Below are 25,341 nucleotides of genomic sequence, written 5' to 3'. Positions count from 1 at the left end.
GGGGGAGTCGAGGCCCCCACGAATGGAGGGGTTCGGGGAGGAAAGCCCTGAGCAACCCCCATCACTACTCAACCAACCGCCAACAACACTTCCAACCGTTCCACCACATATTGAGCAGTTTTCTCCAAAAACTCCAAATCCAAACTATCAATCGAATCACTTGGCCGATGATAATTCGGATTTCGAAAATTCGCCGTATCACTCACCATCACCGCCCCAATCCCCTTCAACCAAAACGGGACATGATCACTCCGAAACAGATCCGGCATAAACGCTAATGCCCCCACCGGCACCGGCAGTGTCACCGCTAGTAAACTTGCCTCGGGACTCTCCGTTTCACCCAACCCATTCGTCTGAAATGTCGCTAATAAATCTGGATGTTCGGCATCACCAATAACGCCAATAAAGTCTCCTACATCCGGAAATCCATCTTGCTTTAAACCCTCTGGATAGCTCTGACAACCGGGCTCATAGCACGCATATCCCAACATTTCTAAGATCACCGCACTCTCTAGTCCGTCGAGATTAGCCCCATCACTCACAAAGGCATTACTACCGACTAGACCAGCCCCTTCTGGCTGCAGTTCCTCTTGATCAAAAAAGACAATCTGTAGCGTTTTATCGGTAGGATAATTGGCAAAAATACGAGCGATTTCTAATGCTGCCACGACAGCACTGGCATTGTCATCTGCGCCAGGAGAACCTAAAACCGTGTCATAGTGGGCACCTACCAGGATTTTATGCTCAGGATCTTGGATTCCTGGCCGGATAACGCTAAGGTTGGTTCCTTTGCTTTCGCCGGAGCCAAATGACTGAGTAATAGGTTTATAGCCATAGTCCCGGAGCTGCTGGGCGAGGTAGGCGCGGGTACGGGCGCGAGCTAGGTCGGTATAGCGTTCGGCGACGATAGCGTGGAGGTGCGATCGCAATCGCCCACCATCCACTACCAAAGCATCCAACTGTGCCTCAGAGGCAATCTCATGGAACACCAACATGCCAATCACCAAAGCAAGTGCCCCTAGCCCTAGCCCTAACCGTCTAACTTGATTGTCCATAGCTCATACCAAATACCGTTGATGTATCCGAGATGGGGACGCTGCCCACTGTAGATTGCCATAGTCCGACATAACAGCCCAGTATCCCCATTCTATGAAAACGTCATCTAAACTCAATGCGTCCCAACGTCATATTGCATGGCTAGCTGCAGGTTATGGCAGCCTATTTTTATTGATTCTATGGGCTGCCTATACGAATAATTTGCCCAATGCCCTCCTCGGAAAAATCCCTTACTACGACAAAATTGGTCATGTCGTTCTTTATGCTACAGCCAGTTTCCTGGGGCATAGAGTCCTAAATAGACGACACTTTAAAGGTTTGCGATGGCTACCTGTATTTCCGAGCTTATTTGGTTTGGTGATGACGGCAGAAGAAATTGTGCAGGGCATGTCGCCCTATCGAACCCTAGATTCACTGGATTTGGTGTGCAGCTTAATGGGGGTAATGCTGGGCTATTGCTTGGCTCAGCGGGGCAAACAATCAGTTCCCAAGCTTTAAATATCGTTCCACATGCTCCGGTACCGCAATCCCTTTGGTCAGCTGCGGATCCACAATCGGATCTCCCGCCCGCACGTTTAACGGGATGACTCCAGCCCAATGGGGCAACTCATAATCCGCTGCATCATCGACCGGTGGGCCGGTACGAATCTTTGCCGATGCCTCATCAATGGGCAACGCCAATACCGTCGTTGCCCGCAATTCCTGTTCATTCGGCTCCCGCGTTTCGGCCCAGCGACCCGGCATCACATGTTCCGTAAATGCATAAAGCGCTTGCCATTTGTCCTCTCGCTCACTGACTAGCTCTGCTGTGCCAAACAGCACCACCGAACGATAGTTCATCGAATGGTGCATGGCCGACCGCGCCAGTACCAAACCATCCAGCAGCGTTACCGTTACACAGACTTCAATTCCCTGCTGTAGTGACTTCAGCATCCGGCTAGCCGATGCCCCATGGATAAATAACCGATTATCCATCCGCCCATAGGCCGTAGGAATGACAAACGGTTGTCCCTCTACGGCAAAACCCACATGACAAATTAATCCTGCGTCTAAAACGGAATAGACTGTTTCTGAATCATAATGGCCACGCTTAGGCACACGCTTTACCTGAGTTCGTGCTGTTTTCATAGTGTTATCTCCTGACTATCGATCTCTCCAGATAGCTTTCACTGGATTCCCAACTGACAAAACCACCTTATCCTCACTAATTGGCCCTCGGCTAGAGCCAATTTATAATTAAACTATCAGTCCAATTTTGGTGATTATCCATGGAATTGGCCCTCGTTATTGATTCATCTCGATCAGACCCTCTCCATCAGCAGATTTACAGCCAGCTGCGATGGGCCATTCTCTCCGGTCGACTCCAGTCTGGTCAGCGCTTGCCTGCTTCGCGATCGCTAGCAAAGTCTCTAGGCCTGTCTCGCACTACGGTTACCCAGGGCTATGACCAGCTGATCAGCGAAGGCTATTTACAAACTCGACTGGGGGCAGGGACCTACGTCTGTGATCAACTTCCCGACAGTCTACTTACAGCTGAGCCGTTAGACCATCAACATCAGGCTGCTGTCGAGATTCTCTTATCTGACTATGGCAATCGGGTCAAACAGTCACCCGTGAGAACTGCCGGAGGAGAGTTTAGGATTAGCTTTCGCTACGGTCAGCCTGCCCTTGATCTTTTTCCAGTAGAGCTATGGCGAAAACTGTTATCCAAACATTGTCGTAAAACCTATCACTGGCTTGACTATGCAACAGCATCCACCGGTTATCAGCCCTTGCGTCAAGCTGTTGCTGACTATTTACAACAGGCGCGTGCAGTCCGATGTACCCCTGATCAAGTGCTGATTACCAATGGTAGTCAGCAGGCATTGAGTCTGATTACTCAACTATTAGTCAATCCTGGTGATAGTGTTGCGATTGAGGAGCCGGGCTATCGCGGTGCCCGTCATATTTTTAAGTCGAATGGGGCAGAGTTGTTGCCCATCCCGTTAGATCGTGGTGGATTGGTGGTCGATGCGTTGATCAATAACAACGTCAAACCACGCTTAGTCTATGTGACACCTTCCCATCAATTTCCCACGGGAGCCTTGCTGTCATTGCCTCGACGATTAGCGTTGTTGCAGTGGGCATGGAAAACTGGGACGCTTATTGTTGAAGACGACTATGACAGTGAGTATCGTTATGGGGGACGTCCCATTCCATCACTTCATGGTTTAGATACCCATGCCTCAGTACTGTATGTAGGTACTTTTTCCAAGGTGATGTTCCCGAGCATTCGCCTGGGCTACCTGGTATTGCCCGAGTCTTTGGTAGAGGTATTTGGCCAGGCAAAATGGTTGGCAGATCGGCAGCCAGCCACCCTGACACAGTCAGCATTGGCAGAATTTATTGCAGCGGGACATTTAGAGCGTCATATTCGAAAAATGCGTCTGTGTTACGAAAGCCGTCGCGATACCCTTGTGCAGGCTCTGTATAAACACTTTGGTCAGGCGGTTGAAATTTTAGGTGATAGTGCCGGTCTGCATGTGATGGCTAAGCTGCCTCTGAGCCTGACAGATGATGAAGCTGTAGCTAGGGCCGCGAGTATTGGTGTAGAAATATGTAGCGCTCAGGCCCAGTATGAAATGCCTCATAATACGGGCGAGTTTGTATTTGGCTACACGGCCATTAACGAGGAACAGATAAAATCAGGTATACACCTTATTGCTAAAGCATTCCAGACATAGTTGCTCCGGCTAAGTTTAGCCCAGCTCTACGACTATCCTTACATGAACATGAACCATTAATAAGTTTTTTGCCTAAGTTAATACTCCTTCGGCGAAATATCTATTATTAATAGTGACAGCAATATTTTGAGGACAAGGCTTTGGATCTTACACTGCTTGCCCTAATACTTATCAGTATGATTTTGTTTGGACTGCATATGCCCTATGCCGTCCTAGCTATGGTTGCCATTATTGCTCTTGCGACCGTAGCAACGCGTCTATCATGGTCTGTACTCAGCTCCTTCGAATCGATTGAAGTCGATTAAGGCTGTTCCGGGTCTGACTGCTAATCTTTCTGATGAATATAAAAGTAAATCCTCCAGGTGCTCTAATCTCCTGGAGGATTTATGCTTGTTTACGGTTTATTTCTATACCAAAAAGGTTCCTGCCGTGACGGCGAGGGGGCGTTGTGTCATCAATGCGGATGGTTAACCAGCGTGTGATCAAATCCTCACTATTATTAATTTCGACTTAGCAACCGGTGACCACCCGCTTACAATGGATCGGTTGTATCCTGCGACACTAGTTTTGATTGAACGTTACACCCTGCCCGAGATGGGCGAACTTTGGACTGACGAGTACAAATTCAAAACTTGGCTACAGGTTGAGATCGCCGTCTGCGAAGCCCAGGCTGAATTGGGTCGCATTCCTCAAGCAGCGGTGGACGAAATCAAAGCCAAAGCGAATTTTGACGTGGCGCGCATTCTGGAGATAGAAGCCGAAGTCCGCCACGATGTGATTGCATTTTTGACCAATGTTAATGAGTACGTTGGTGATGCGGGCCGTTATATCCACCTGGGAATGACGAGTTCCGATGTGCTTGATACGGCGCTTTCTTTACAGATCGTAGCCAGTCACAAAGTGATTTTGTCCCATGTCGAAAAGTTAATCCAGGTTATTCGTAACAAGGCCCAGGACCACCGCAATACCGTGATGATCGGTCGCTCTCATGGGATTCACGCTGAGCCCATGACCTTTGGTTTTAAGCTGGCTGGCTGGCTGGCTGAAGTATTGCGGCATCGTGAGCGTCTTTGCCGGATCCAGGATGAAATTTCTGTTGGCCAAATATCAGGAGCCGTGGGTACCTATGCCAACATCGATCCTGAAATCGAAGCGCTGACCTGTCAGAAGCTGGGGCTTAAGCCTGACACGGCTTCAACTCAGGTGATCTCACGGGATGTCCATGCCGAGTTTATGACCACATTGGCTGGCCTAGCGGCGTCCATCGAACGGTTTGCTGTCGAAATTCGTAATTTGCAGCGTACCGACGTGCTAGAAGTTGAAGAATTTTTTGCTAAGGGGCAAAAGGGATCTTCGGCTATGCCCCATAAGCGCAACCCGATTAAATCTGAGCGTTTGACCGGTCTGGCCCGCATTATTCGCACCAATGCCCTGGCTGCCCTAGAGAATGTGGCCCTATGGCATGAGCGGGATATTTCCCATAGTTCCGTAGAACGGGTAATCTTCCCTGACAGCTGTATTTTGATGCATTTCATGTTGGTTGAGACCACTAAGCTGGTGCAAAACCTGCAGATCTACCCCGAAAACATGAAACGCAACATGAACATGTACGGCGGTGTGGTCTTTAGCCAACGGGTGCTCCTATCCCTGGTGGAAAAAGGGTTTGCCCGTGAGGATGCTTATCGGATTGTGCAGCAAAGTGCCCATGCTGCATGGAATGTTGAGGGGGGTGACTTCTATGCTTTAATCTCTCAAGACCCTCAGGTCAAGGAAAAACTGACGGCAGATGAAATTAAAGCAGCCTTTAACCCTGACTATCAGCTGAGAAATCTGGATACGGTCTATCAGCGATTGGGTATTTAAACCTTGTCCACGTCCAGAACTGGAGTTTTACCGTAGGAGAAACTACAGGTTTCAACTTGGACGTGGTTTAGGTGAATCCTTTTTTAGGGGTAAGTAGGTTGGCCTAATCATTTATAAGATGGAGGATCAGGAGTTTGGTCTCCTCGAATATGCCCCCAAACCCCCAATCCTGGGGGCTTTGAGTCTAGTCTCCCCCAGGATTGGGGGACGGAAGGGGGCCTCGGTGTCTGAAGCCTAATTTGGATAACCTACTTACCTACAGGGCTGCTCCTGGATCAGGTTTCCTAATAGATCAAAAAAACAGGGAGATGGCGATTCATCTCCCTGAAATGCCTACTATATGCTCACTAGACGCTGCTAGTAGTAGGTAGCTCCAACCATGTGTACCTACTACATTCACAGACTATATTGATTTAACTTTGTTCCGGATCCTCTACGTAGTCGGCATCTTCAAAGTCAGCTGCTACTTCTGCATCCATCTCGTCTTTGAACCCACGCAGGGTTTTCCCCAGGGCGCTGCCCAACTCAGGGATTTTCTTGGGCCCAAAAATTAAAACGGCGACAATGGCAATAATGCCCACCTCTGGCCAACCTAAACCGAACATGGCACCTTTCCATGAATGTCTCAACTACTATACCGCAGCCATCAGGTCTTGACCTGTCAGTCGTAGCAGGACCTAAACCTTTGCGAACTATGAATTTACATAGTGTATGAAAAACAAAAACACACTAGTTTAATATTTTTTTTGGGTAGAAAGAGAGATTCTGATGGGTGTGTCTAGAGCAGTATTGTTGAAACTTATTATTTCGTTCTAAATCGGGGCTTTAAATTCAACTCGATCCTGGGGAAGCTGGTCAAATTCTGCAGCTTCCTGGGGTGTGGGTAGAGTTGGATGTTCATTGATGTAGAGAAATGAGCTAGAGCCTGCTTCTGTTGTTGATTGCAGAGCTGCCGAGGTTTGGTCGGCAGTAAATTCTTCTGCTCCTCCATAGCCATATCCGTTGCACAATGCGGTAATAGCCAGCAGCCTATTGGCGTCAGCGGCATTGGACAGGGTGGAGATTTGTGCGCTTAAATCAAGTGCTGTAATCGTTTCACCAGTCAATGCTGGGCAGGTGCGAGCTTGGGTTTCGGACAAGTCATAGCTGCTGGTTTTGGCATAGCCTGCGACCTGACCAGTCAGCGCTGACGCTATTGCAACTGTAATCGTGCCTAATATAGCTGTGCTGAGGGCTAATTTAATTTGCATGGTGTGCACCTTGAAGGCTTCTTTCCTCTATTGAATCGCTGGTATTAAGAGGCGTTAGAGGACAGTTGCAAAACATCACCATACCTTGCAACACTTTAGAAGTTTTCGAAATAGTTAGCTTAGTACAGCAAGCTACGATACAGCCTGCTGTACTAAGTTGATCTAGGGTACTAGCCGTTGTAATAACGCTGTTCTAGCCAAACACGTAGTGCTTCTTCTGAATCAAACTGGTGTTGCATGTCATCCACTGGATTGCGGACGCACCAGCGAGTTCCCTCGGAGGTTTCTGTGGTCCAGATCCGCAGCTGATCTCCTTCGGTAAGGGTTTGAACTAACCACTGACCGGCATTACGTAGCAGGTTACTAGAAGCTTGTTTGATTTTTTGGGCTGGAGTGGTAGGTTGCCACAGGTGCTCCAGCTGACGGCGCTGTACTTCGAGCTTTTGTAAGTTGGAGGAATAGATGTTCATATGAACCTCCTTGAGGAGTGCGCGATTGCATATCACCTAATCTATGGACGAAACTCAGGATCGACAAAGCATGGGATAGATGGCAGCTATCTATGAAATTAATAGAGCTGAATTAGGTCCCATAGCGATGACTTCCATCCTGTAGAATACTGAGCGCTCCCATATCTCGTTTGCGATGAGAAAGCTGTATTTTCTCCTGCCAGGAACTACTCGCTCGTTTTTTTGTGGTGGTCTATTTGCTGAGCTCAATACACTAAACTTGGCTCAACAGATTTGTAAGGCTGAGGTGGTGACTTATCGTCAGCGAGAGGAGAATCATCCGTTTATTGATGATTTATTGCCACAGGAGAATCTGAGGGATTGTATCTTTGTGGTCAGTTGGGGATTTGATGTTCCTAAACAGCTAAAAAAACTGACTCATTGTCATGTGGTTTATCATGCCCACAGCTCAGGCTATGGTTTTTCAGTGCCGCCTGAGGTGCCGATTCTATGTGTGAGTCGTAATACGATGGGATATTGGGGCATGCGATCGCAAAACTCCCTCATCTATTGGCTCCCTAACCAATTGCCCACAAATGTCAGTAACCGTCAGGTTGAGCGAGACATTGACATTCTCATACAAGCCAGAAAATCTTCCGAGTACGTTGTCAATCAGCTGATTCCTGAGCTGCAAAAGAGATTTAATGTGGTTGTTATCGATTCGTTTGTCGATGATCTCATGGTCTTGTTCAACCGAGCCAAAGTCTATCTGTACGATTCAGCAGAATATTGGGCCCAGTATCGCCTCACTGAGGGCTTCGGTCTACCCCCGATGGAGGCCCTCGCCTGTGGCTGTCAAGTATTCTCCAGCGTTAACCATGCCCTTGCCGATTACCTTGACCCCGGAGAGAACTGTCATAAAATTGCAGGCTATGCCACAGGCTATGACGTTAAACGAATTGCAGCCGTATTAGACAACTGGCAACCCAATAACCTACCCGAAAGCTTCTTTTCTCCCTATCGCACGGATCAACTAGTGCCTCGATTAGAAAACATCCTCACCGAACTCAATCAATTCTTCGATTATCGACAACAACATCCCTCAGATATTCCCAGCCTTACTCGCCAACGACTTCTATATCTTTTTTGTAAACGAATCCAGAACAAGCTGAAAAAATAAAACCTCATAAAGAAATTGATCTTTTCAGCATTTCTTCTGCATCTTTCTCATTCGCTCCACAAGATACTCCGTACGTCCCAACTCAGCCGTTGCATAGAGACGTTCAAACTCTTGCTTAAAATGCTTGGCAACAATTGTATTCTCAATGATCAACAAATTCTCATCATTCTTGTGGTTAGCAGCCTTACTCCAATTATGGGAGCCAATAATCACTGTGCGATTATCCAGTAATGCAAATTTGTGATGCATTTTGTCGCCATCGGCTAATTTTGGATAGCCAACCGTGGCAATTGAGCTATGCCAAGGGCGATTTTCCTTTTCATAGTTGCAGCGATGATCCGGCAGGCCAAGACCTAACATATCAAGGCCCTCACTGTGATAGCGGTAGATAAAACTACGGTCAATGAGCGCGCGAATCGGGAGAGCGCTCTTAGCTGCAAGGGCATCGGCAATACCCTGATCTGTAAACACAAATAAGGCTAAATCGACTGATTGGCTAGCCTGACTAAGCGCATGGGCAATAACACCATTCGTGGTTTGTTCTCTTGGCGTGTCGGCTCGGTGAGGAGAAAATTGAACCGTTATCTGACTGCCAGGTAGAGTAACTGTTGCTAAGGGACGGGGTGGTTTTGGCGATCCAAAGAGACTGTTGGGTTGTCCCTTAGGCCCATCCCCCCACATGAGATCAAATTCATCAGTGTAAGCGGTGGCTAGCTCTGGGCTATTAATCCGCAGCATGGCATTGGCATTCCCTAGACTCTCGGGCACTAGCCAGTCTCCGTGGATGCCGGAAAGAGTAAAGTTAGCGGAGCCTGTGATGATCTGGTAGCTATCCACCACCATAAATTTATGGTGCATCAGACCGCTACCTTTGGTGCCATCGTCGGTATCGTCCACAATGGGGATCCCTGCCTGACGCAGCATTAGGACGGCATCACGTTGAGCTGCTTCAGCTGAGGAAATGTGGCCATCGCCGTTACTGTCACCAAATGCAAACAAATTTTCGTATTTACCCCGACTGTGATTGTCCTGTTGACGAATCCAGGCTGAATTGTGTTGACTCCACCCGTCGCTATATTGATTATCTAAAATCACCCTGACGTTGATTCCAGCCTTAGCCTTATCTATCAAGGCTTGGGCCATTAGGGGGAGATTCAATTCTTGGGCAGCCACGTCGATGGAAGTGACGGCTGACTCAATGGCATCAATCAACACCTGTTCCAGGTTGTCACCCGGTCGTTGGATATGACGGTAAGGATCCTGGTATCTATGGGTTTCTGTCTGATTAAAGAAAACTTGAATGTGGGGATCCTGAGGGAGTGGTTGAGGTTTTTCTCGCCCACTCCAACCAAGGCAAATCAACCCTATGCCTCCCAGTGTCAGGGCTACCAGGCCCAGATGGCTTGCCTGAAATCGAATCAACATGCATCTTAAATTATTTAGACAATCTCTAGTGAGCCCTGGTAACCCCTTTGATTAGCAGCTACTAATGCCTAAAAACATGTCCACTGATACGATTAATTAACGTTATGCTGATTACATATTAAAAGCGCTAGTTTCCTATGCCAACTCCTGAACTCTTTCTAGAGGCGACCAAGTGGATGGGCCTCGCCACCTTAGCCTTGGCGGCATTGGCAGGGATTTCATGGCTTGCTAAGTGGGGTATTCGGTTTCGCTTAGTGGGGGCGACTGGGTTTTGTGGTGTACTGACAGCGGGACTGTTTGGCCTTAGTTTTCAGCCATTGGTATCGACCACCGTGGAGGGGTCGGTGCGCTATGCCACTGTTTATGACTCAGGTGCTTCCCAGCTTGTGATTTCTGTCCCTGCTACTATTTCTGCGGCTGAGTTAGAAGCCACTCTACGGCAGGCGGCTATCAATTCATTTAATCCCAGTCAATTGAATGGTGGTGGTAGTCAGGGGGCCATGATTCGGGCTCGGACTATCGTTCACCGTGAGCCTGGCATTTCTGACTTGTTATATCTAGGTCAGGTGCAGCCCGATGCTGAGGCTGAGTCAGGCTACCGTGTCGCTATTGCTCCTGCAAAGTTGGCCAAGGCTCGAGCGGCAGCTAAAAATAGCTAGGCGATCTGTTTCGCTAACAATTTTCAATACTTGTTTTGAGTTTCAGGCGTTGCCCTACGTTTGGCTTCATTCTCTACACAAGATCCTTTAACTAACTCTCCGTTTTATAACTTTCAAACTTTCGAATATTGCTTTCAATTTGTTGAGAAGTGATCATGTCTACGTTATCTACACTAATGGTGGCACCGGCCCAAGTGGTGCGAGGTTCAGGGATTTTATCCCAGTGTGGATCGCTGATTTCGAAATTGGGACAACGGCCTTTGGTAATTGGTGGAGATCGCACCTTACAGACGGTTTCTTCCGTTTTAGACGATATGTTGGCTGATCTAAATGTCGTCAAAGCGTCTTATCAGATGGACTGTTGTGAACCTGCTTTGGCTCAGCTCCGTGGGGATGTTGAGGCCCATGGAGCTGATCTGATTATTGGTGTAGGGGGTGGTAAGGCTCTAGATACAGCCAAGCTGGTGGCGGATCAAACCCAGTTACCGGTAGTGACGGTTCCCACGTCAGCCGCAACCTGTGCCGCCTGGACAGCGTTGTCAAATGTCTATTCTGAGCGGGGAGCGTTTCGCTACGATGTGGGACTACCTACTTGTCCAGAACTTTTATTATTGGACTATGAATTAGTGGGAACGGCCCCTAAGCGTACTTTGGTGGCGGGGATTGGGGATGCGATCGCAAAATGGTACGAAGCTTCCGTCAGTAGCGGTCATTCTAACCAAACCTTAATTATTGGTGCGGTTCAACAGGCCCGAGTTCTGCGAGATATTCTTTTTCAGAAATCGGTAGCTGCCTTGGAAAACCCTGGGGGAGACGAATGGCGCGATGTGGTGGACGCCTCAGTTTTAATGGCAGGTGTGATCGGCGGCATGGGCGGGGCGCAATGTCGAACCGTGGCTGCCCATGCGATTCACAATGGTCTGACCCAGATTCCGGCTAGTCACCGTATGCTCCATGGCGAAAAAGTTGCCTATGGTATCTTAGTGCAACTGCGTTTAGAGGAGATGGAATTGAGCAATTCCTTGGCAGCGACCGCGCGTCAACAATTGCTTCAGTTTTATACCCAAATCGGCTTACCCATGACCCTCAGCGATTTGGGATTAGGAGAAATGTCATTGACAGATTTACGGCAGGCTGCCGAGTTTGCCTGTCAGCCCAAATCTGATATTCATCATTTGCCGTTTGAGGTCAGTCCTCAACAGGTAATGGCGGCAATGGTGTCCACCACGGCTCCCTGTCAGCGCAGTCAGACCGAAACTTCAAAATTACCAATCACGCCGTCACATCAGTCATGAGGAGGTAATCCATGACACCAGCTTGGATGAAGAAAGCACAGCGACTTGAGCAACTGCCTCCCTACGCCTTTGCTCGTCTGGATGAACTCAAGGCCAATGCGCGAGCCCAGGGTCTGGACCTGATTGATCTGGGCATGGGAAATCCCGGTGGTCCTACCCCTGCACCTGTCGTTGAGGCGGCTCAAAAGGCACTTGCTGATCCAAGTCAGCATGGATATCCTCCCTTTGAAGGGACTGCTAGCTTTCGTAATGCAATTACGGCCTGGTATCACCGTCGTTATGGGGTGAGTCTCGATCCTGAGGGTGAAGCTTTGCCGTTGTTGGGGTCAAAAGAAGGGCTTACCCATCTGGCCTTAGCTTATCTGGATCCAGGGGATACGGTATTGGTGCCGACGCCATCCTATCCGGCGCATTTTCGAGGACCTGCGATCGCAAATGCCCATATCCATCCCTTGATGCTGACGCCAGAAAATGACTGGCTGATCGACATCTCCACCATTCCAGAAGCCGTTGCCCGTCAGGCCAAGGTTCTGTACTTTAACTATCCCAACAATCCCACGGGTGCGACGGCTCCCCGCGCCTTTTTCGAAGAGATCGTCGCCTTTGCTAAGCACTACGAAATCATGCTTGTTCATGATCTGTGCTATGCGGAGCTGGCTTTTGATGGCTATCAGCCTACCAGCGTTCTCGAAATTCCCGGTGCCAAAGAATTCAGTGTCGAGTTTCACACCCTATCCAAGACCTACAACATGGCCGGTTGGCGGGTTGGTTTTGTCGTCGGTAACCGCCATATTATCCAGGGATTGCGCACCCTGAAAACTAACCTTGACTATGGCATTTTCTCTGCCATTCAAACCGCTGCAGAAACTGCGCTAAATTTACCTGATTCCTATCTTGAAGAGGTGTGCGATCGCTATAGCACTCGCCGTGACTATCTGATTGAAGGTTTAGCAGAGTTAGGTTGGGAGGTACCGAAGACAAAGGCAACCATGTATTTGTGGGTACCTTGCCCGCCAGACATGACCGCTGCTGACTTTGCCTTAGAGGTTCTGCAAAAAACAGGTGTCGTGTTTACCCCTGGTAGTGCATTTGGTGAAGGTGGCGAAGGCTTTGTTCGTGTTAGTTTGATTGCCGGAGAAGATCGCCTGAACGAAGCCCTTCAGCGCCTGAAAAACGCTGGTGTGCGTTATCCCTCATCAGTGACGGTTTAAAGGCATTGAGCTAGAGCCGCTGAATAGTTTTTCATAGATGTCCAGAACTATTGGCGGTTCGACATAATGCCACCCTGTACTCAAAATGTTAACTATCCAGCTCCTAGGTCAGCGATGGCCGCACCTGATCTTGCGGATCATGCTTCGCTAAAATTGCCAGCTCAAAATTGCGGGCCAGCCTCAACTGCAGCAGATTCAAATTTTTCACACTAGTAAAATCAGTCTCTTTCACATCCGCCTGACCAAAGTACGCCTGATTGACAACGCTATCGGCCAGATTCGCCTTTTCTAAATTCGCATGCCCAAAATACGCCTCAGTCAGGTTTGCCTGGGACAAATAGGCATGGTATAGATTGGCACCCGAAAAATACGCCTGCTGTAGGTCAGTACCAATCAAGCAGCAGTGACTCAGATTTGCCCCTTGCAAGTTGGTTTCACTCAGGTTGGCTTCAAATAAATAGGCCCGGCTAAGATCAGCGCTACTCAAGTAAGTCAGACGCAGGTTGAACCCTGCCAAATCAACGCCTTTTAAGTCAGCCGCTCTTAAGTTGGGACGAATCTGAGTATTTTGCTGACGCCAGCGATTCCACACTCTGGCTCCAGCCTGCAAAATTTCTAAGTGTTCTGGGTGCGCCATGCTTGATGAAAATTCGGAGGCCTAGTTCTGGTTTCAGGAGGTTTTACAACACTGGCGGCATTACGGTCGGCCATGTTGCTACCAGGAACACAACTGTTGCAATAATAGACAGAACTCCGGCGATAACGTTTCCGATTAAGGAACTGACAACGATCGCCAAGCTGACTTTTACACCCAATTTGCATCGTGCAGGTATCGCTAAATCACGACGATGCAGCATTTCTCCAACGAATGCTCCGAGCATTGAGCCAAATAGCAGACCAAAAATGGGTCCACCTACTGGTAACGCTGGTAAAAAGCCCAACAGACCTAGAATCATGCCAATCACGGCACCGATTTGACCCCAGTTACTAGCCCCTACTTTCCTCGCGCCAACGTAGCCAGCCAGGTAGTCAATTGCAGTGGTAATCGCAAAGACGGCAATAGCGATGCTGAGAGCAATAACCACAGCTTTGCTAAAGCCTGCAACAGCACCCCAAATAGCAATGGCAGCCACAATCAGACCAATACCTGGAAATGCGGGGATAAATGCACCGATAATGCCAGCTCCCATGACAATGAGCAGGACCCAATAAAGAATAAGCAGCCCTATAGCCATCTGTGTCTATTTTCGAAAATGCGCGCCTATTTTTTTACTCTAACGGTCGAACAATAAACCTGACAACGATGCTGATGTAGGGATATCGTCCCTTGCACAGACTGGTTAGCTGTCCTTGAATTCAGCCAAAAGGTACCTTTATGACCTACTGGCTTAACGCTCTCAAAAATTTCTGCACCTCACTCAGCAAACCCTTCTTTGGCTTAGGAGTAGCACTATTTTCAGTTTCTTCGCTGGCGTAGAGTAGGTTATCTAAGGCCTCGCTAGAGGGACGTTCGGGCAGTTCAGCCTGAAGTTCGTACTGGTCGCCCACCTCTTGCCACACTTGCCACCCCTGGGGATGCCGACGTAGTACGGCGGCATCGGGCATGGGCCGGTAGTAGTAGCAGGAGGTCAACGTGCTCAAAAATCGCTCCCGTAGTTGACGAGCAGCATAACCAATACCAACGATGCTGACGTCTTCTAGGGTGGGATTGAGAATGATAACGGGACGGTCTTGGGCCTCGTTACAGAGTTTTTCGACGTCTTCGACCTCGACGGCAGATGGATTGACGATCAGTAATGCTTCGTCGTCGGGTTCGATGGTGGCCTGGATTTCGTTGATGCCTCGAATGGTGAAGTCTGGGTTATTCCAGTCACGTTTGGCAAGGGCGGCAGCACCGGCATCGGGAAAAAAAACTTTGAATTGTAAGCCCAGGTCTTGAAACAGACTCAGGAATCTTTCCGCGATGGGTTGCTGCTCGAGTTCTGGGATCACCATTTCTACCTGCAACCGGATAATGCCATCGTCAATGGCTGCCTTAGTGGAGGCGATGGCTTGATCGATGGTTTCCTCAAGGCTACTGGGCAGGTCAGACATGGTTATATTTTTCGTTCTTAGCAATCAATCATGTCTGATTATCTGACTTTTTGGGTAGCTTGACGTATTTATTGCTGACCAATCACCTTGGCCCGTGTCATCAATAGCGATGGTTACTACTTGGTCAATCTAGTCCTATTTTGAAATTTATTTGCTTCCTGCCGTTACCAGCTGACTTGCCATCACCCGGTCAATAATCTGCTTCAGCACCATTGCGGCCCAATCTACATCGGATTCAGTCGTCTGATGCCCGAGCGTTAAACGAATGCCAGTTTTCGCTGCTGCATTGTGAAACCCCATGGATTTGAGAATCGGACTCGGTGTTAGGGTCCCACTATGACAAGCCGATCCAGCACTGATTCCAATCCCTGCTAGATTCAACTGGCGTACCAGCGTTTTACCCGTCACCCGCTCACCATCAGCATTCGGTAGATAAAAACTGACATGGTGAGGCAGGCGTTGTTCAGGATGACCTGTCAACACCAGTTCAGGATGATCTTGTAACTGTTCAATTAAGCGATCGCGCAATTTCAATAGCCGTTGTTGTTCCTGCTCAAGTTCTTGCCTAGCCAGCTTAGCTGCTTCTCCAAACCCCGCAATCGTAGGCACTGCCTGAGTTCCTGAGCGCAACTGATTTTCCTGACCACCACCGCGAATCAACGGCACCAGTTCAGTACCCGGTTTCACATACAGCGCCCCTGCCCCTTGGGGACCATAAATCTTGTGACTCGACAAAGAGAGTAAATCGATCTCCAATTGCTGCACATCAATGGGCAATCGCCCAGCTACTTGTACTGCATCAGAGTGAAAGATCGGTCTAGAAAGCGGAGCCATTGCCTGAATCACAGCTGCCAATTCAGGAATCGGCTGTACAGTGCCCACCTCACTTTGGCCATAAATCACTGACACCAGCACCGTATCCTTACGTATCGCCGTCGATAAATCTGCTGGACTTACCTGGCCATAGTTATCGACGGGCAGACGAGTAATCTGCCAACCCCACTGCTCTAGCTGCGCCACTGGCTTTTCGATTGCCGAATGCTCCACAGCAGAAATAATCATATGGCGCGGTTTACGGTATTGCTGAGCTACCCCCATGATGGCCAGGTTATTGGCTTCGGTGCCACTAGCCGTAAATGCGATCGCATCCGCATCCGCACCAATTAGCTCCGCCACCTGCATCCGGGCCGTTTCCATTATTGTCGCGGCCTGACTACCCCAATGATGCAAGCTAGATGGATTACCCCAGCCATCTTGCATCGCCGATTCCATCGCCGCAATCACCTCAGGCCGTGGCGGTGTAGTTGCGCTGTAGTCTAAATAGATCTGCATGGCATAACCCTAATCCCGTCCGCCTATGATATTTCTTACTGAGAGGCAATGCCCATCCTCTTAGATATCATCTGGTTCCTTCCCCGAAACCACCGGAGCCGTTTTACTCAATGCCAGCTTTGGATGCTCCCCTTCTACCTGCTGACAATTCCACTCATTTCGAAACAGCAACACTGGACGGCCATAGCTATCCTTGACCGTTACCGTATTAAACAAACGACCTGCATCGTTTAGAGCGTCCCAACCACCTGTTACCCAACGGGCAACGCTATAGGGCAATATATCCAACATCGTATCGACGTTGTACTCATTCTTCAGACGAAACTGCACCACCTCAAACTGCAGCTGACCCACTGCCGCCAAAATGGGATCACGCTTCGACTCATCTGCCGAATACATAATCTGAACCGCACCCTCTTCCCTAAGTTCTGTTACACCTTTCCGGAATTGCTTGAACTTAGAGGGGTTCGGGTTCTTGAGATAGGCGAATAATTCAGGAGAGAAAAACGGAATCCCTTCATATTCAAGCTTTTTGCCTTGATAAATGGTGTCGCCAATGGCAAACACCCCTGGATTATTCAGACCAATCACATCGCCAGGATAGGCCGCATCCAAAGACTCTCGACCTTGACCAAACAACTTTTGTGGATGGGATAACCGTACGTTTTTACCCGATCGGGCATGGTTAACCACCATGTCCTTTTCAAACCGGCCTGAGCAAACACGGACAAAGGCGACGCGATCGCGATGTCGCGGATCCATATTGGCTTGGAGCTTAAATACAAATCCAGAAAACTCTTCCCTAGTAGGCGGCACCATACCGACAGTACTTTCCCGAGGGCCTGGTTTGAGGGCAAAATCCAAAAATGATTCTAAGAACAGTTCCACACCAAAGTTGGTCATGGCACTGCCAAAGAAGACTGGAGTCATTTCACCCGCATGCACTAGCTCTAAATCTAGTTCCGGACCCAGCTCATCGAGCATCTCCAGCTCTTCTAAGAATTGACCATAGATTTCATCGTCATCGATCAGCTCTTCAATGCGGGGATCTCCCCACTCGAGAATAGTCTCAGCCGCCGCTTTACTGCCGTGGGCAGAGCGCTCAAACAAATGTACTTGCTTTTTACGTCGATCAAATACCCCCTTAAACCGATCTCCCATGCCAATGGGCCAGTTCACGGCATAGGTAAATAACTCAAGTTCTTTTTCAATTTCATCCAGCAATGCTAGAGGCTCCTGACCAGGGCGATCTAACTTGTTAAAGAAGGTGAAAATTGGCAGCCCACGCATTTTACAAACTTCAAATAGTTTGCGCGTCTGAGGCTCCAGTCCCTTAGCAGCGTCTTCAAGCATGACGGCATTATCTGCCGCTGCTAAAGTGCGGTAGGTATCTTCACTAAAGTCTTGGTGACCGGGAGTGTCCAGCAGATTAATTCGATAGTCACTATAGGTAAACTGCAGTACCGTCGAGGTAATTGAAATCCCCCGCTGTTGCTCTAGTTCCATCCAGTCAGAAACGGCATGCCGCTGGGCTCGACGGGCTTTGACTGATCCCGCTTCATGGATAGCACCTCCGTACAAAAGGAGCTTTTCGGTCAGCGTTGTTTTACCGGCATCCGGGTGGGAGATAATCGCAAAGTTACGACGTTGCTCAACAGCAGCATCAATATTATCTGTTGAAGACGATAGGGTGGTGGTCATGGAGGTGGTTCAGCTCGTTGAGCATGGCACGATCCCCAGCCTTGGCATTGGGGTAGCTCCCATTGTACTGTCCGGTGCCTACGGTCTGAATATTACCAGTCAGCTACGTGATGCTCCACCATAGTGCCTTGGGTTGTAATCACTGTCAGAGGTAGCTCTGCTTCAGTTTCATGACGTGTAAATTGAACAACCTGCATCCCCTGTTGAGCAGGCTCAAGCACCATCACATAATGATCCTCTGCCCAACTGACATCCATGACTCGATGGTTCATCACCCAAGCTTCAGCTATTCTGCCTTCATTGATCGCAATGCTTTCATCGCGGCTATAGCAGTTAGTCCATACATCATCGGCCACTGACCATAAGCCTGATAGATTGACGGGTTCCATGCGAGCACTGAGACCATAGGTCGTGAAACTCAGAATGTCATGCTGCCAAAACTGATTAGCCAGTTGTTGGAAATCTTTGTCTTGTAGCAGAGTGCTATAACGTTCGTCTGTAGATAATTGCTTCTGTTGTTGATCTTGACTGGGACGCCGCCAATCGGAGGCTTCGCTGCAAACTGAGAATTCCGATGCTACTGCAGTAGCAGATATGGACGTGGTTTGGGGCTGAGTAACGACAGCATCAGCCGTTTTGACAAAAGTGCTGACGGCCTTGAAACCACCCACGGTCATAACAATGGCTAAGGCAAAGAGACTTTGCTTACCTAAGTGCTTTAGTTTAGATACGACCATAGTTGCCTTCTGATGCACCCCTCTAATCAATATTTGTTTGTCTAAAAGTCACTCTTTAAGGCCTACTATATCCGGCCTCTATCCCAGCATGATCCCGCTCTCTAGATCGTTCAGCATAGGCAGTTGCTTTTTGAGTGGATGAATGTGTGACAGAGGCGTTAACCCTAGCAATATCTAGCATCAAGAGGTTGCCACTGATGTAATCCAGATAGTTTTACTAAACTGAGATGTTACACAAACAACAAGTTGCTTTAAGCAAGCAATATCTCTGACGAGCCTATAACTAATCAGTAAAAAATCAGTTTTACTGCAGTTACCGTTAAATCTACAGGAACCTAGACCCAAAACCAGGCAAAAATTCGTTAACAGATATCTATGATCGCACTTACTCAGTGGACTCCACAGGTCTTAAATTAAGCCCAATGACTGAATGCTGTTCAATGTGAAAACATTGTTATGCTAGCTCTGTTATCTACGTATAAGTGTACATGATTTATGTTTCTATTATGGTGGAACTGTGAAGCCAGGTGCCCTTATCAGGGACAGTTTTTAGAAAATGTAATGACTGTCCCATAACAAGTTAATTTGTTGGCTTGCTGGGGATGGAAAATTAGCTGCTTAGCTGTTGTTGCCTCAGAAATTCGGGTTGTTTGCTTTGGAGGGGAGTACGGAGTCATCCTAACGATCTTGTTCTCGGCGAGCCTGCTGCTGTGAGCTAAGGCTATTGCGTTCCCAGAAATAACCTCCAGCATAGCCCTGAATATCAGTATGGTTAGTGGCTAGGTCAAGCCGTTTTTCAGCGATGCAGGCATACTCTTCATCCATTTCAATCCCGATGTAGCGACGGTTAAGTTTTTTGGCCACCACGGATGTGGTACCTGAGCCTAAAAAGGGATCAAGGACTAAATCTCCTGGTTGACTGCTAGCTAAAATAATTTTAGCCAGCAGTTTTTCTGGCTTTTGCGTCGGATGATCTGTGTTTTCTGGCATTGACCAAAAAGGGATCGAAATATCTGTCCATAGATTGGATGGATGGGTGATGCGAAATTTTCCGTTTTCTGTCGTTTGCCAGTCTTTGGGATTGCCGTTGCGATCGCGATATGGAGCCAATACCCGACGCTTCAGTTTTACCGCCTCTACATCAAACCAATAGTCATCCGATAACGTACCAAACCAAATATCTTCTGACGAGTTTTTCCAATTTTGTTTTGAACCCCGCCCCTTTTCTCGTTCCCACGTGATCCGACTACGCACAATAAAGTACTTAGAAAAGACGCTGTGTACCACCGGAGACGATTGCCAGTCGCAGCAAATATAAGCCGAAGCATTGGGTTTGAGTACCCTAACCATCTGGGACATCCAGCTATCTAGCCAAGTTTCATATGCTGCTGGTGAACGACGATTAAATGTGGATTTGTTAAAAACTTTGGATCGATTATAAGGGGGATCAACGACTAACAGGTTCGCAAAGCTATTAGGTAGCAGCGGCAGTGCTTCAAATATATTTTGGCAAATAGTGACGTTCTGTAACGTTACGTTAGGAGGGGCTTGGGGTAGCCTAACTAATTTTTGGCGATAAACATGGCGATCATCAGCACTCAAGACTAAGGTGCGATTATTCGGCGCGCGTTTTTTATCACCGTTCATCCGTCTTTAATTTCCATCTAGAGCAGCATAGCAAGTGTCTGGAATATCATTACTGCTTTAAAGCAATTCCGACTAACCTGTTGAGGCCAGCCGGAAAGTTTGCATATAACCTTGAATCTGAGCAAGCTTATACTAACTGTGACGCAGACGGATTAGACTCAGCATTCCCATGCTGATAAGGGCAGTGGTGCTAATCGGTTCAGGGACGTCTGTCGCATCATCTTGTGAGTGATTGAAGCCCTTAATTGCGATTACAACATCATTGAAGTCTCGATCGTTAAGGCTGCCTGTACGATCTTCAAAGCCCAACAGTAAAAACTCACCTGACTCGTAGGCTGCAATATGTGCTTCCCCATCAGGATTTCTGGTGGGATCGATGCCATAGAGATTGCCGTCAGCTTTTAGGAAGAGGTCTAAAATAGTGCCGCTAGCAAACTCACCTAGATTTTGACCTTCCCCTAAGGCTAACGGTCCATCAGCTTCAGGGATCAGGCTGCCTGGAGATGCAATATCGTTCCAAATTGTTTCTAAGTTATTACCGGCATCTGTTGAGTAAAATAGCTGACTCCTTACAGTCGCACCATCATTCACAAAGAAAACCTCAATATTTTCTGCACCGGTTTCCCACGTCACATCGTCCAGACTGACAGGATTTAAATCAGATTCTTCAATGGCTAGTCGTTCTTCATTAGTGGCCAACTGATTAAATAATATCCATTTGTCATAATTGAGACCATACTTGCCATCGAGCTGATTGTCATATTCAAATTTGGTTAAATCTGCAGCGCTGGCTGTTTGAGAAAAGGCTGTAACTAACATGGCAGCGGTGCATACCGATGTTAATGCGTTCATCAATTTCATGGTCATCACCCCTGGCTTGAATAGGAAAGAAAATGAGCTTTTTAAGCATCCGTGTGCCTTCATGATTGAAGTAAAAAAAGCTACTGGATGACGTCAGTGTGATTTTCGATTTATTCAATGGACTCCTGACCTCAATAGGAAAGGAATATTTATGGAAACTTTGTGGGAAGTGGGGTGATATCTCAGTATTTACGTTATAGATGTGCCGTTTGCCGACGGAGCATGCCGCTATGACAACCTACAGCAACCTGCGTCTAAGTGTGAAAAGCCTTCTATTGCAGTCGATTGAGCATTAATGAATGAGAGTTACTGTAGCTTTCAAATATGCCAAGATCGTGTCCGTAGATCTAATTTTCATAACTAGTTGATCCACGGATAATTTCACAAATGCCCTCTAGAAATTCTACGTAGTGACCTCGTTTATCTCTTGAGGGTTTAACTAGGACTAATTTTTTCGATGTTCGGTAGACGGGGCAAAGCGATTAGTATGGATCAATACTCCGGTTATCCATTTCCCTTCTTCCCATGTTTGAAGCCCTCTCAGAACGATTTGAATCCGCTTGGAAGACCTTGCGTGGCCAAGATAAAATCTCTGAATCTAATATCACAGAGGCGCTTCGGGAAGTTAGACGCGCGTTATTAGAAGCTGATGTCAGCTTTAATGTGGTCAAAGAGTTTGTGGCTGATGTGCAAGCCAAGGCCCAAGGTGCCGAGGTAGTCACAGGAGTGGCACCCGATCAGCAGTTCATCAAAATTGTTTACGACGAGTTGGTTGCCCTAATGGGGGATGCCAATGAGCCCTTGGCGGACGCTAATCGCAAGCCAACTGTAGTGCTAATGGCAGGTTTGCAGGGGACTGGTAAAACGACTGCTGCAGCGAAGTTAGCGCTGCAGCTGCGCAAGCAAGATCGGTCGACGATGTTGGTGGCGACTGATGTCTATCGTCCGGCAGCTGTCGATCAGTTAATTACCCTTGGTAAGCAGATCGATGTGCCTGTGTTTGAAATGGGCACCGATGCAAACCCGGTTGATATTGCTAGAGCAGGGATTATCAAGGCCAGGGAGGAGGGTGTCGATACGGTGATTGTGGACACCGCTGGTCGATTGCAGATTGATCAGGACATGATGGCTGAGCTAGAGCAAGTTAAGACAGCCATTAGCCCCGATGAAGTCCTGTTGGTCGTCGATGCCATGACGGGCCAAGAAGCCGCTACTTTGACCCAAACATTTCACGAGCAGATTGGGATCACTGGGGCTATCTTGACCAAGATGGATGGTGATTCTCGTGGTGGTGCAGCTCTATCGATCCGACAAATTTCAGGGAAGCCGATTAAGTTTCTGGGTATCGGCGAAAAAGTAGAAGCCCTGCAACCTTTCTATCCCGATCGGATGGCTTCTCGTATCTTGGGCATGGGAGATGTCCTTACTCTGGTAGAGAAAGCTCAAGAAGAAGTTGATATTGCTGATGCAGAAAAGCTGCAGGCCAAGATTCTAGAGGCCAAGTTTGACTTTAATGACTTTCTCAAGCAAACTCGCTTGATGAAAAATATGGGCTCGTTGACCGGCATCATGAAACTGATTCCGGGGATGTCTAACAAACTGTCTGCAGACCAGCTGCAGCAGGGTGAGGCTCAGCTCCGCCGCTGTGAGGCGATGATCAATTCCATGACTAAGCAGGAGCGGGAAGATCCCGATTTGCTGGCTAACTCACCTAGTCGTCGTCGTCGGATTGCTAAAGGCTCTGGTTATGTCGATAAAGATATTAGCAAACTCGTCAGTGATTTCCAGAAAATGCGCTCCATGATGAAACAAATGGGCCAGGGAGGGATGCCTGGTATGGGTGGTTTTCCCGGTATGGGGGGGATGGGCGGTTTCCCTGGTATGGGGGGTGGTATGCCTGATATGGGTGGTGGCGGACGTCCTGGTTTCCGTGGCTATAGTGCAGGATCTAAGAAGAACAAAAAGAAGAAAAAGAAGAAGGGTTTTGGCACTCTTTAGATCTTGAATAAAGGTCGGAGCTATGGGAGTCGCTAAAGTGCTGATGTGGGAAAGCTAATCAATATGAATTGAAGCTACATCATAAGTATGAAAAAGCGTATTGGATTCGGCCTGCTTGCTCTCGGTATTGGTTTACCTGCTTGGTTATCAGCTACTCCCAGCTACGGCTTGCCAGGACATTCTGTAAATGAGGTAAAGACATGGATGCAGGGGCACCCTACTCTACGTGCTAATACCCGTGAAGGGTTGCGAGTACACCGTGCCGATGTCCCTTCTCGCCGTTTTACATTTCAAGCGAGTGTTTTTCCGGTAGGTGGATTTCAACAGTCTGGTAGCAATGATGTCTGGTCACCTTCTAGTAGACGGAGTGACTTCGGTACTGTCCGTCGAGAAGAATTTATTTTGGTTGATTATGATGAGCCAGTGACTGTTGAGCGTTTAGAGGCCTCTTTGCGCACTCTCTATGGGCCAGATGCCTATGCCGATTATCGACGAGCTCAGGCTGTCTATGATTATGTTGCGGCGGCGGGTACGATTCAAGGTGAATTACGTTTGGGAAGTCTCTATGCCTACTGGATTGAACTTACTCCAAATACTAGCGGTGTGAGCACTACAGGCAAGATGAATGTTTTATTGCCCGAAGATATTGAGCACTTACAAAGTTATCTCCAACGGCAATATTTGTAGTGTAGTGGTCAGTTCAATTTGGGCTGAGTCCACTTTTTCAGATATTGTTTGAGACTGCGCTGTGCCATGAATAAAGGGCTGATCAGACTAGCGGTGTAGAGCATCAACTCGCATGAGGCAACATCATCGTAAATGACATCTTGGCGATAGCGAAGACAATGGTGCAATATTTTGCGGATATCGTTAGCCATATACAACCCCAACATGCCTGGACGTTTCCATGTAGCTATGCTGAGCATGCGAGTCCGATAGCGACTCAGACCGATGCCTCGACATAGTTGATGAAGATACTGTCGGGTCAGCCGTGTACTTGGGATCTGATGTTCCAGGCGCATTTGGGGGTTGTACCAGACTTCCCAGCCAGCCTGTTGAATATGCAATAGTGACTCAGTATCTTCTCCTGTGAGCATACTATTACTCGTACGACCAGTAAGGACAAGTTCTTCGGGGACATTGTCTAGCCATGCCTGTCTTCTGACTACTACACCGGCTGATGGTGGAATAACTTTTTGTTCTGGGCAATACATCAGAGGCTGGGAACCTCGCTCGGTCAGTGCCAGTAAGGCGGCAATCCGTTCAAAGTTTTCTGGAGGTGTAGTTTCAAAATTGCCTCGAATGCGGCTGGCAATGACACCAGCCTGTGGATACTCTTGGGCAAATCGATAGGCTGACATTAGCCAGGTCATGCTGGGGAGTGTATCGTCGTCCAAAAAACCGATAATCGGGCTGTTTGCCATTTGAATCGCTTTTTGCCGAGCATAGGCTGCGCCTTGCTTGGCCTCAAATGCATAAAGCAGTGGAAGATGGTGACCCCAGTCTCGTTGGTAACGTTGGACTATAGCAGCCGTATTATCAGTACTATTATTGTCAACGACAATGACTTCCCAGCTAATATCATGGGTGTTAAGTTGCCAACGTAGACATTCCAAAACAATGGCTAAACGTTGACCACCGTTGTAGGTGGGGATTGCCACTGAGAAGTCTAAACCAATCGTTTGAGGAAATAACCGACTAAAGATATGTCTTAATCCAACCAGACGCTCAACATGTTCTAAGGCTCTAATCATTGAAAGAATATTGGAAGAATGGCTACATGCCAGTGGGTGCATTGTCTGCAGTTACGCCCAACTGATGCTGCTTCCAGAATGCCCTTGGATAGGTTTGTATCTGCAA

24 protein-coding genes are annotated in these 25,341 nt (G+C 48.1%); 9 read left to right on the top strand and 15 right to left on the bottom strand.

Annotated elements, in window-relative coordinates; translation table 11 throughout:
* Nucleotides 1-68: 68 nt before the first annotated feature.
* Nucleotides 69-1,055, bottom strand: a complete 987-nt coding sequence (locus IXB50_RS06275; protein ID WP_215608091.1) for a M28 family peptidase — start codon at nucleotides 1,053-1,055, stop codon at nucleotides 69-71.
* 94 nt (nucleotides 1,056-1,149) lie between these two features.
* On the opposite strand from IXB50_RS06275, the gene IXB50_RS06270 reads away from it, so the two are divergent.
* Nucleotides 1,150-1,554 carry a VanZ family protein gene (locus IXB50_RS06270; protein WP_215608090.1) on the top strand — a complete coding sequence of 135 codons (405 nt, stop codon included), beginning with the start codon at nucleotides 1,150-1,152 and terminating at the stop codon, nucleotides 1,552-1,554.
* Here IXB50_RS06270 and IXB50_RS06265 read toward each other — a convergent pair.
* Nucleotides 1,537-2,184, bottom strand: a complete 648-nt coding sequence (locus IXB50_RS06265; protein WP_215608089.1) for a pyridoxamine 5'-phosphate oxidase family protein — start codon at nucleotides 2,182-2,184, stop codon at nucleotides 1,537-1,539. The genes IXB50_RS06270 and IXB50_RS06265 overlap by 18 nt on opposite strands.
* Before the next feature lie 140 nt (nucleotides 2,185-2,324).
* On the opposite strand from IXB50_RS06265, the gene pdxR reads away from it, so the two are divergent.
* On the top strand, nucleotides 2,325-3,779 hold the full coding sequence (gene pdxR / locus IXB50_RS06260) for a MocR-like pyridoxine biosynthesis transcription factor PdxR (protein ID WP_215608088.1): 1,455 nt from the start codon (nucleotides 2,325-2,327) through the stop codon (nucleotides 3,777-3,779).
* A 567-nt stretch (nucleotides 3,780-4,346) separates the two neighbouring features.
* On the top strand, nucleotides 4,347-5,642 hold the full coding sequence (gene purB, locus IXB50_RS06255) for an adenylosuccinate lyase (RefSeq protein WP_215608117.1): 1,296 nt from the start codon (nucleotides 4,347-4,349) through the stop codon (nucleotides 5,640-5,642).
* A gap of 413 nt (nucleotides 5,643-6,055) precedes the next feature.
* Here the strand turns inward: purB and tatA are convergent, their stop codons facing one another.
* The 3 genes from tatA to IXB50_RS06240 form a co-directional block, all read right to left on the bottom strand.
* Nucleotides 6,056-6,247 (bottom strand): twin-arginine translocase TatA/TatE family subunit, encoded by a 192-nt coding sequence (gene tatA, locus IXB50_RS06250; protein ID WP_215608087.1) that lies wholly within the window; start codon nucleotides 6,245-6,247, stop codon nucleotides 6,056-6,058.
* Between the two features lie 207 nt (nucleotides 6,248-6,454).
* Entirely contained in the window at nucleotides 6,455-6,892 is a 438-nt protein-coding gene (locus IXB50_RS06245) for a hypothetical protein (RefSeq protein WP_215608086.1), read from the bottom strand.
* A 170-nt stretch (nucleotides 6,893-7,062) separates the two neighbouring features.
* Entirely contained in the window at nucleotides 7,063-7,362 is a 300-nt protein-coding gene (locus IXB50_RS06240) for a hypothetical protein (protein WP_215608085.1), read from the bottom strand.
* Between the two features lie 175 nt (nucleotides 7,363-7,537).
* On the opposite strand from IXB50_RS06240, the gene IXB50_RS06235 reads away from it, so the two are divergent.
* On the top strand, nucleotides 7,538-8,521 hold the full coding sequence (locus IXB50_RS06235; RefSeq protein WP_215608084.1) for a glycosyltransferase: 984 nt from the start codon (nucleotides 7,538-7,540) through the stop codon (nucleotides 8,519-8,521).
* Between the two features lie 24 nt (nucleotides 8,522-8,545).
* Here the strand turns inward: IXB50_RS06235 and IXB50_RS06230 are convergent, their stop codons facing one another.
* Nucleotides 8,546-9,946 (bottom strand): phospholipase D-like domain-containing protein, encoded by a 1,401-nt coding sequence (locus IXB50_RS06230; RefSeq protein ID WP_215608083.1) that lies wholly within the window; start codon nucleotides 9,944-9,946, stop codon nucleotides 8,546-8,548.
* A gap of 137 nt (nucleotides 9,947-10,083) precedes the next feature.
* On the opposite strand from IXB50_RS06230, the gene IXB50_RS06225 reads away from it, so the two are divergent.
* The 3 genes from IXB50_RS06225 (at nucleotide 10,084) to IXB50_RS06215 (ending at nucleotide 13,111) form a co-directional block, all read left to right on the top strand.
* Nucleotides 10,084-10,605 (top strand): Ycf51 family protein, encoded by a 522-nt coding sequence (locus IXB50_RS06225; RefSeq protein WP_215608082.1) that lies wholly within the window; start codon nucleotides 10,084-10,086, stop codon nucleotides 10,603-10,605.
* A 155-nt stretch (nucleotides 10,606-10,760) separates the two neighbouring features.
* Nucleotides 10,761-11,900, top strand: a complete 1,140-nt coding sequence (locus IXB50_RS06220) for an iron-containing alcohol dehydrogenase family protein (protein WP_215608081.1) — start codon at nucleotides 10,761-10,763, stop codon at nucleotides 11,898-11,900.
* A gap of 11 nt (nucleotides 11,901-11,911) precedes the next feature.
* Entirely contained in the window at nucleotides 11,912-13,111 is a 1,200-nt protein-coding gene (locus IXB50_RS06215) for an aspartate aminotransferase (protein WP_215608080.1), read from the top strand.
* A 103-nt stretch (nucleotides 13,112-13,214) separates the two neighbouring features.
* On the opposite strand, the gene IXB50_RS06210 is transcribed toward IXB50_RS06215, so the two are convergent.
* From IXB50_RS06210 to IXB50_RS06175, 8 genes are all read right to left on the bottom strand, one after another.
* On the bottom strand, nucleotides 13,215-13,748 hold the full coding sequence (locus IXB50_RS06210) for a pentapeptide repeat-containing protein (RefSeq protein ID WP_215608079.1): 534 nt from the start codon (nucleotides 13,746-13,748) through the stop codon (nucleotides 13,215-13,217).
* A gap of 43 nt (nucleotides 13,749-13,791) precedes the next feature.
* Nucleotides 13,792-14,346 carry a DUF456 domain-containing protein gene (locus IXB50_RS06205; protein ID WP_246564142.1) on the bottom strand — a complete coding sequence of 185 codons (555 nt, stop codon included), beginning with the start codon at nucleotides 14,344-14,346 and terminating at the stop codon, nucleotides 13,792-13,794.
* A 145-nt stretch (nucleotides 14,347-14,491) separates the two neighbouring features.
* Complete coding sequence (locus IXB50_RS06200; protein ID WP_215608078.1) at nucleotides 14,492-15,205, bottom strand: DUF1995 family protein; 714 nt, start codon at nucleotides 15,203-15,205, stop codon at nucleotides 14,492-14,494.
* Nucleotides 15,206-15,352: 147 nt separating this feature from the next.
* Nucleotides 15,353-16,537: a cysteine desulfurase family protein gene (locus IXB50_RS06195; RefSeq protein ID WP_215608077.1), complete on the bottom strand. Its 1,185-nt coding sequence runs from the start codon at nucleotides 16,535-16,537 to the stop codon at nucleotides 15,353-15,355.
* Nucleotides 16,538-16,597: 60 nt separating this feature from the next.
* On the bottom strand, nucleotides 16,598-18,238 hold the full coding sequence (locus IXB50_RS06190) for a peptide chain release factor 3 (RefSeq protein WP_215608076.1): 1,641 nt from the start codon (nucleotides 18,236-18,238) through the stop codon (nucleotides 16,598-16,600).
* A gap of 92 nt (nucleotides 18,239-18,330) precedes the next feature.
* Nucleotides 18,331-18,975, bottom strand: a complete 645-nt coding sequence (locus tag IXB50_RS06185) for a hypothetical protein (RefSeq protein ID WP_215608075.1) — start codon at nucleotides 18,973-18,975, stop codon at nucleotides 18,331-18,333.
* 678 nt (nucleotides 18,976-19,653) lie between these two features.
* Nucleotides 19,654-20,622, bottom strand: a complete 969-nt coding sequence (locus IXB50_RS06180) for a DNA-methyltransferase (protein WP_215608074.1) — start codon at nucleotides 20,620-20,622, stop codon at nucleotides 19,654-19,656.
* Nucleotides 20,623-20,754: 132 nt separating this feature from the next.
* Complete coding sequence (locus IXB50_RS06175) at nucleotides 20,755-21,483, bottom strand: DUF4114 domain-containing protein (protein WP_215608073.1); 729 nt, start codon at nucleotides 21,481-21,483, stop codon at nucleotides 20,755-20,757.
* Nucleotides 21,484-22,008: 525 nt separating this feature from the next.
* On the opposite strand from IXB50_RS06175, the gene ffh reads away from it, so the two are divergent.
* Nucleotides 22,009-23,481 carry a signal recognition particle protein gene (gene ffh, locus IXB50_RS06170; RefSeq protein WP_215608072.1) on the top strand — a complete coding sequence of 491 codons (1,473 nt, stop codon included), beginning with the start codon at nucleotides 22,009-22,011 and terminating at the stop codon, nucleotides 23,479-23,481.
* A gap of 87 nt (nucleotides 23,482-23,568) precedes the next feature.
* A complete protein-coding gene (locus tag IXB50_RS06165; protein WP_215608071.1) occupies nucleotides 23,569-24,168 on the top strand; it encodes a hypothetical protein in 600 nt (199 codons plus the stop codon).
* 8 nt (nucleotides 24,169-24,176) lie between these two features.
* On the opposite strand, the gene hpsE is transcribed toward IXB50_RS06165, so the two are convergent.
* Nucleotides 24,177-25,235, bottom strand: coding sequence for a hormogonium polysaccharide biosynthesis glycosyltransferase HpsE (hpsE, locus tag IXB50_RS06160; protein WP_215608070.1), 1,059 nt, complete (start codon nucleotides 25,233-25,235; stop codon nucleotides 24,177-24,179).
* Nucleotides 25,236-25,341: the final 106 nt, after the last annotated feature.

Source organism: Leptothoe spongobia TAU-MAC 1115, from assembly GCF_018739885.1.
In the GTDB taxonomy this organism is placed as follows: domain Bacteria; phylum Cyanobacteriota; class Cyanobacteriia; order Phormidesmidales; family Phormidesmidaceae; genus Leptothoe; species Leptothoe spongobia.
The sequence above is the reverse complement of the archived record's forward strand: the minus strand, read 5'-3'. Positions and strand labels throughout refer to the sequence as shown.

Excerpts from the sequence above, each read along its gene's own strand:
- IXB50_RS06270 (WP_215608090.1), top strand. The coding sequence starts at position 1,150 with ATGAAAACGTCATCTAAACTCAATGCGTCCCAACGTCATATTGCATGG.
- IXB50_RS06180 (WP_215608074.1), bottom strand. The coding sequence starts at position 20,622 with ATGAACGGTGATAAAAAACGCGCGCCGAATAATCGCACCTTAGTCTTG.
- tatA (WP_215608087.1), bottom strand. The coding sequence starts at position 6,247 with ATGTTCGGTTTAGGTTGGCCAGAGGTGGGCATTATTGCCATTGTCGCC.
- IXB50_RS06235 (WP_215608084.1), top strand. The coding sequence starts at position 7,538 with ATGAGAAAGCTGTATTTTCTCCTGCCAGGAACTACTCGCTCGTTTTTT.
- IXB50_RS06210 (WP_215608079.1), bottom strand. The coding sequence starts at position 13,748 with ATGGCGCACCCAGAACACTTAGAAATTTTGCAGGCTGGAGCCAGAGTG.
- IXB50_RS06240 (WP_215608085.1), bottom strand. The coding sequence starts at position 7,362 with ATGAACATCTATTCCTCCAACTTACAAAAGCTCGAAGTACAGCGCCGT.
- IXB50_RS06225 (WP_215608082.1), top strand. The coding sequence starts at position 10,084 with ATGCCAACTCCTGAACTCTTTCTAGAGGCGACCAAGTGGATGGGCCTC.
- IXB50_RS06200 (WP_215608078.1), bottom strand. The coding sequence starts at position 15,205 with ATGTCTGACCTGCCCAGTAGCCTTGAGGAAACCATCGATCAAGCCATC.
- IXB50_RS06185 (WP_215608075.1), bottom strand. The coding sequence starts at position 18,975 with ATGGTCGTATCTAAACTAAAGCACTTAGGTAAGCAAAGTCTCTTTGCC.
- IXB50_RS06265 (WP_215608089.1), bottom strand. The coding sequence starts at position 2,184 with ATGAAAACAGCACGAACTCAGGTAAAGCGTGTGCCTAAGCGTGGCCAT.
- IXB50_RS06190 (WP_215608076.1), bottom strand. The coding sequence starts at position 18,238 with ATGACCACCACCCTATCGTCTTCAACAGATAATATTGATGCTGCTGTT.
- IXB50_RS06215 (WP_215608080.1), top strand. The coding sequence starts at position 11,912 with ATGACACCAGCTTGGATGAAGAAAGCACAGCGACTTGAGCAACTGCCT.
- IXB50_RS06205 (WP_246564142.1), bottom strand. The coding sequence starts at position 14,346 with ATGGCTATAGGGCTGCTTATTCTTTATTGGGTCCTGCTCATTGTCATG.
- hpsE (WP_215608070.1), bottom strand. The coding sequence starts at position 25,235 with ATGATTAGAGCCTTAGAACATGTTGAGCGTCTGGTTGGATTAAGACAT.
- ffh (WP_215608072.1), top strand. The coding sequence starts at position 22,009 with ATGTTTGAAGCCCTCTCAGAACGATTTGAATCCGCTTGGAAGACCTTG.
- IXB50_RS06230 (WP_215608083.1), bottom strand. The coding sequence starts at position 9,946 with ATGTTGATTCGATTTCAGGCAAGCCATCTGGGCCTGGTAGCCCTGACA.
- IXB50_RS06245 (WP_215608086.1), bottom strand. The coding sequence starts at position 6,892 with ATGCAAATTAAATTAGCCCTCAGCACAGCTATATTAGGCACGATTACA.
- IXB50_RS06195 (WP_215608077.1), bottom strand. The coding sequence starts at position 16,537 with ATGCAGATCTATTTAGACTACAGCGCAACTACACCGCCACGGCCTGAG.
- IXB50_RS06175 (WP_215608073.1), bottom strand. The coding sequence starts at position 21,483 with ATGAAATTGATGAACGCATTAACATCGGTATGCACCGCTGCCATGTTA.
- IXB50_RS06275 (WP_215608091.1), bottom strand. The coding sequence starts at position 1,055 with ATGGACAATCAAGTTAGACGGTTAGGGCTAGGGCTAGGGGCACTTGCT.
- IXB50_RS06220 (WP_215608081.1), top strand. The coding sequence starts at position 10,761 with ATGTCTACGTTATCTACACTAATGGTGGCACCGGCCCAAGTGGTGCGA.
- IXB50_RS06165 (WP_215608071.1), top strand. The coding sequence starts at position 23,569 with ATGAAAAAGCGTATTGGATTCGGCCTGCTTGCTCTCGGTATTGGTTTA.
- pdxR (WP_215608088.1), top strand. The coding sequence starts at position 2,325 with ATGGAATTGGCCCTCGTTATTGATTCATCTCGATCAGACCCTCTCCAT.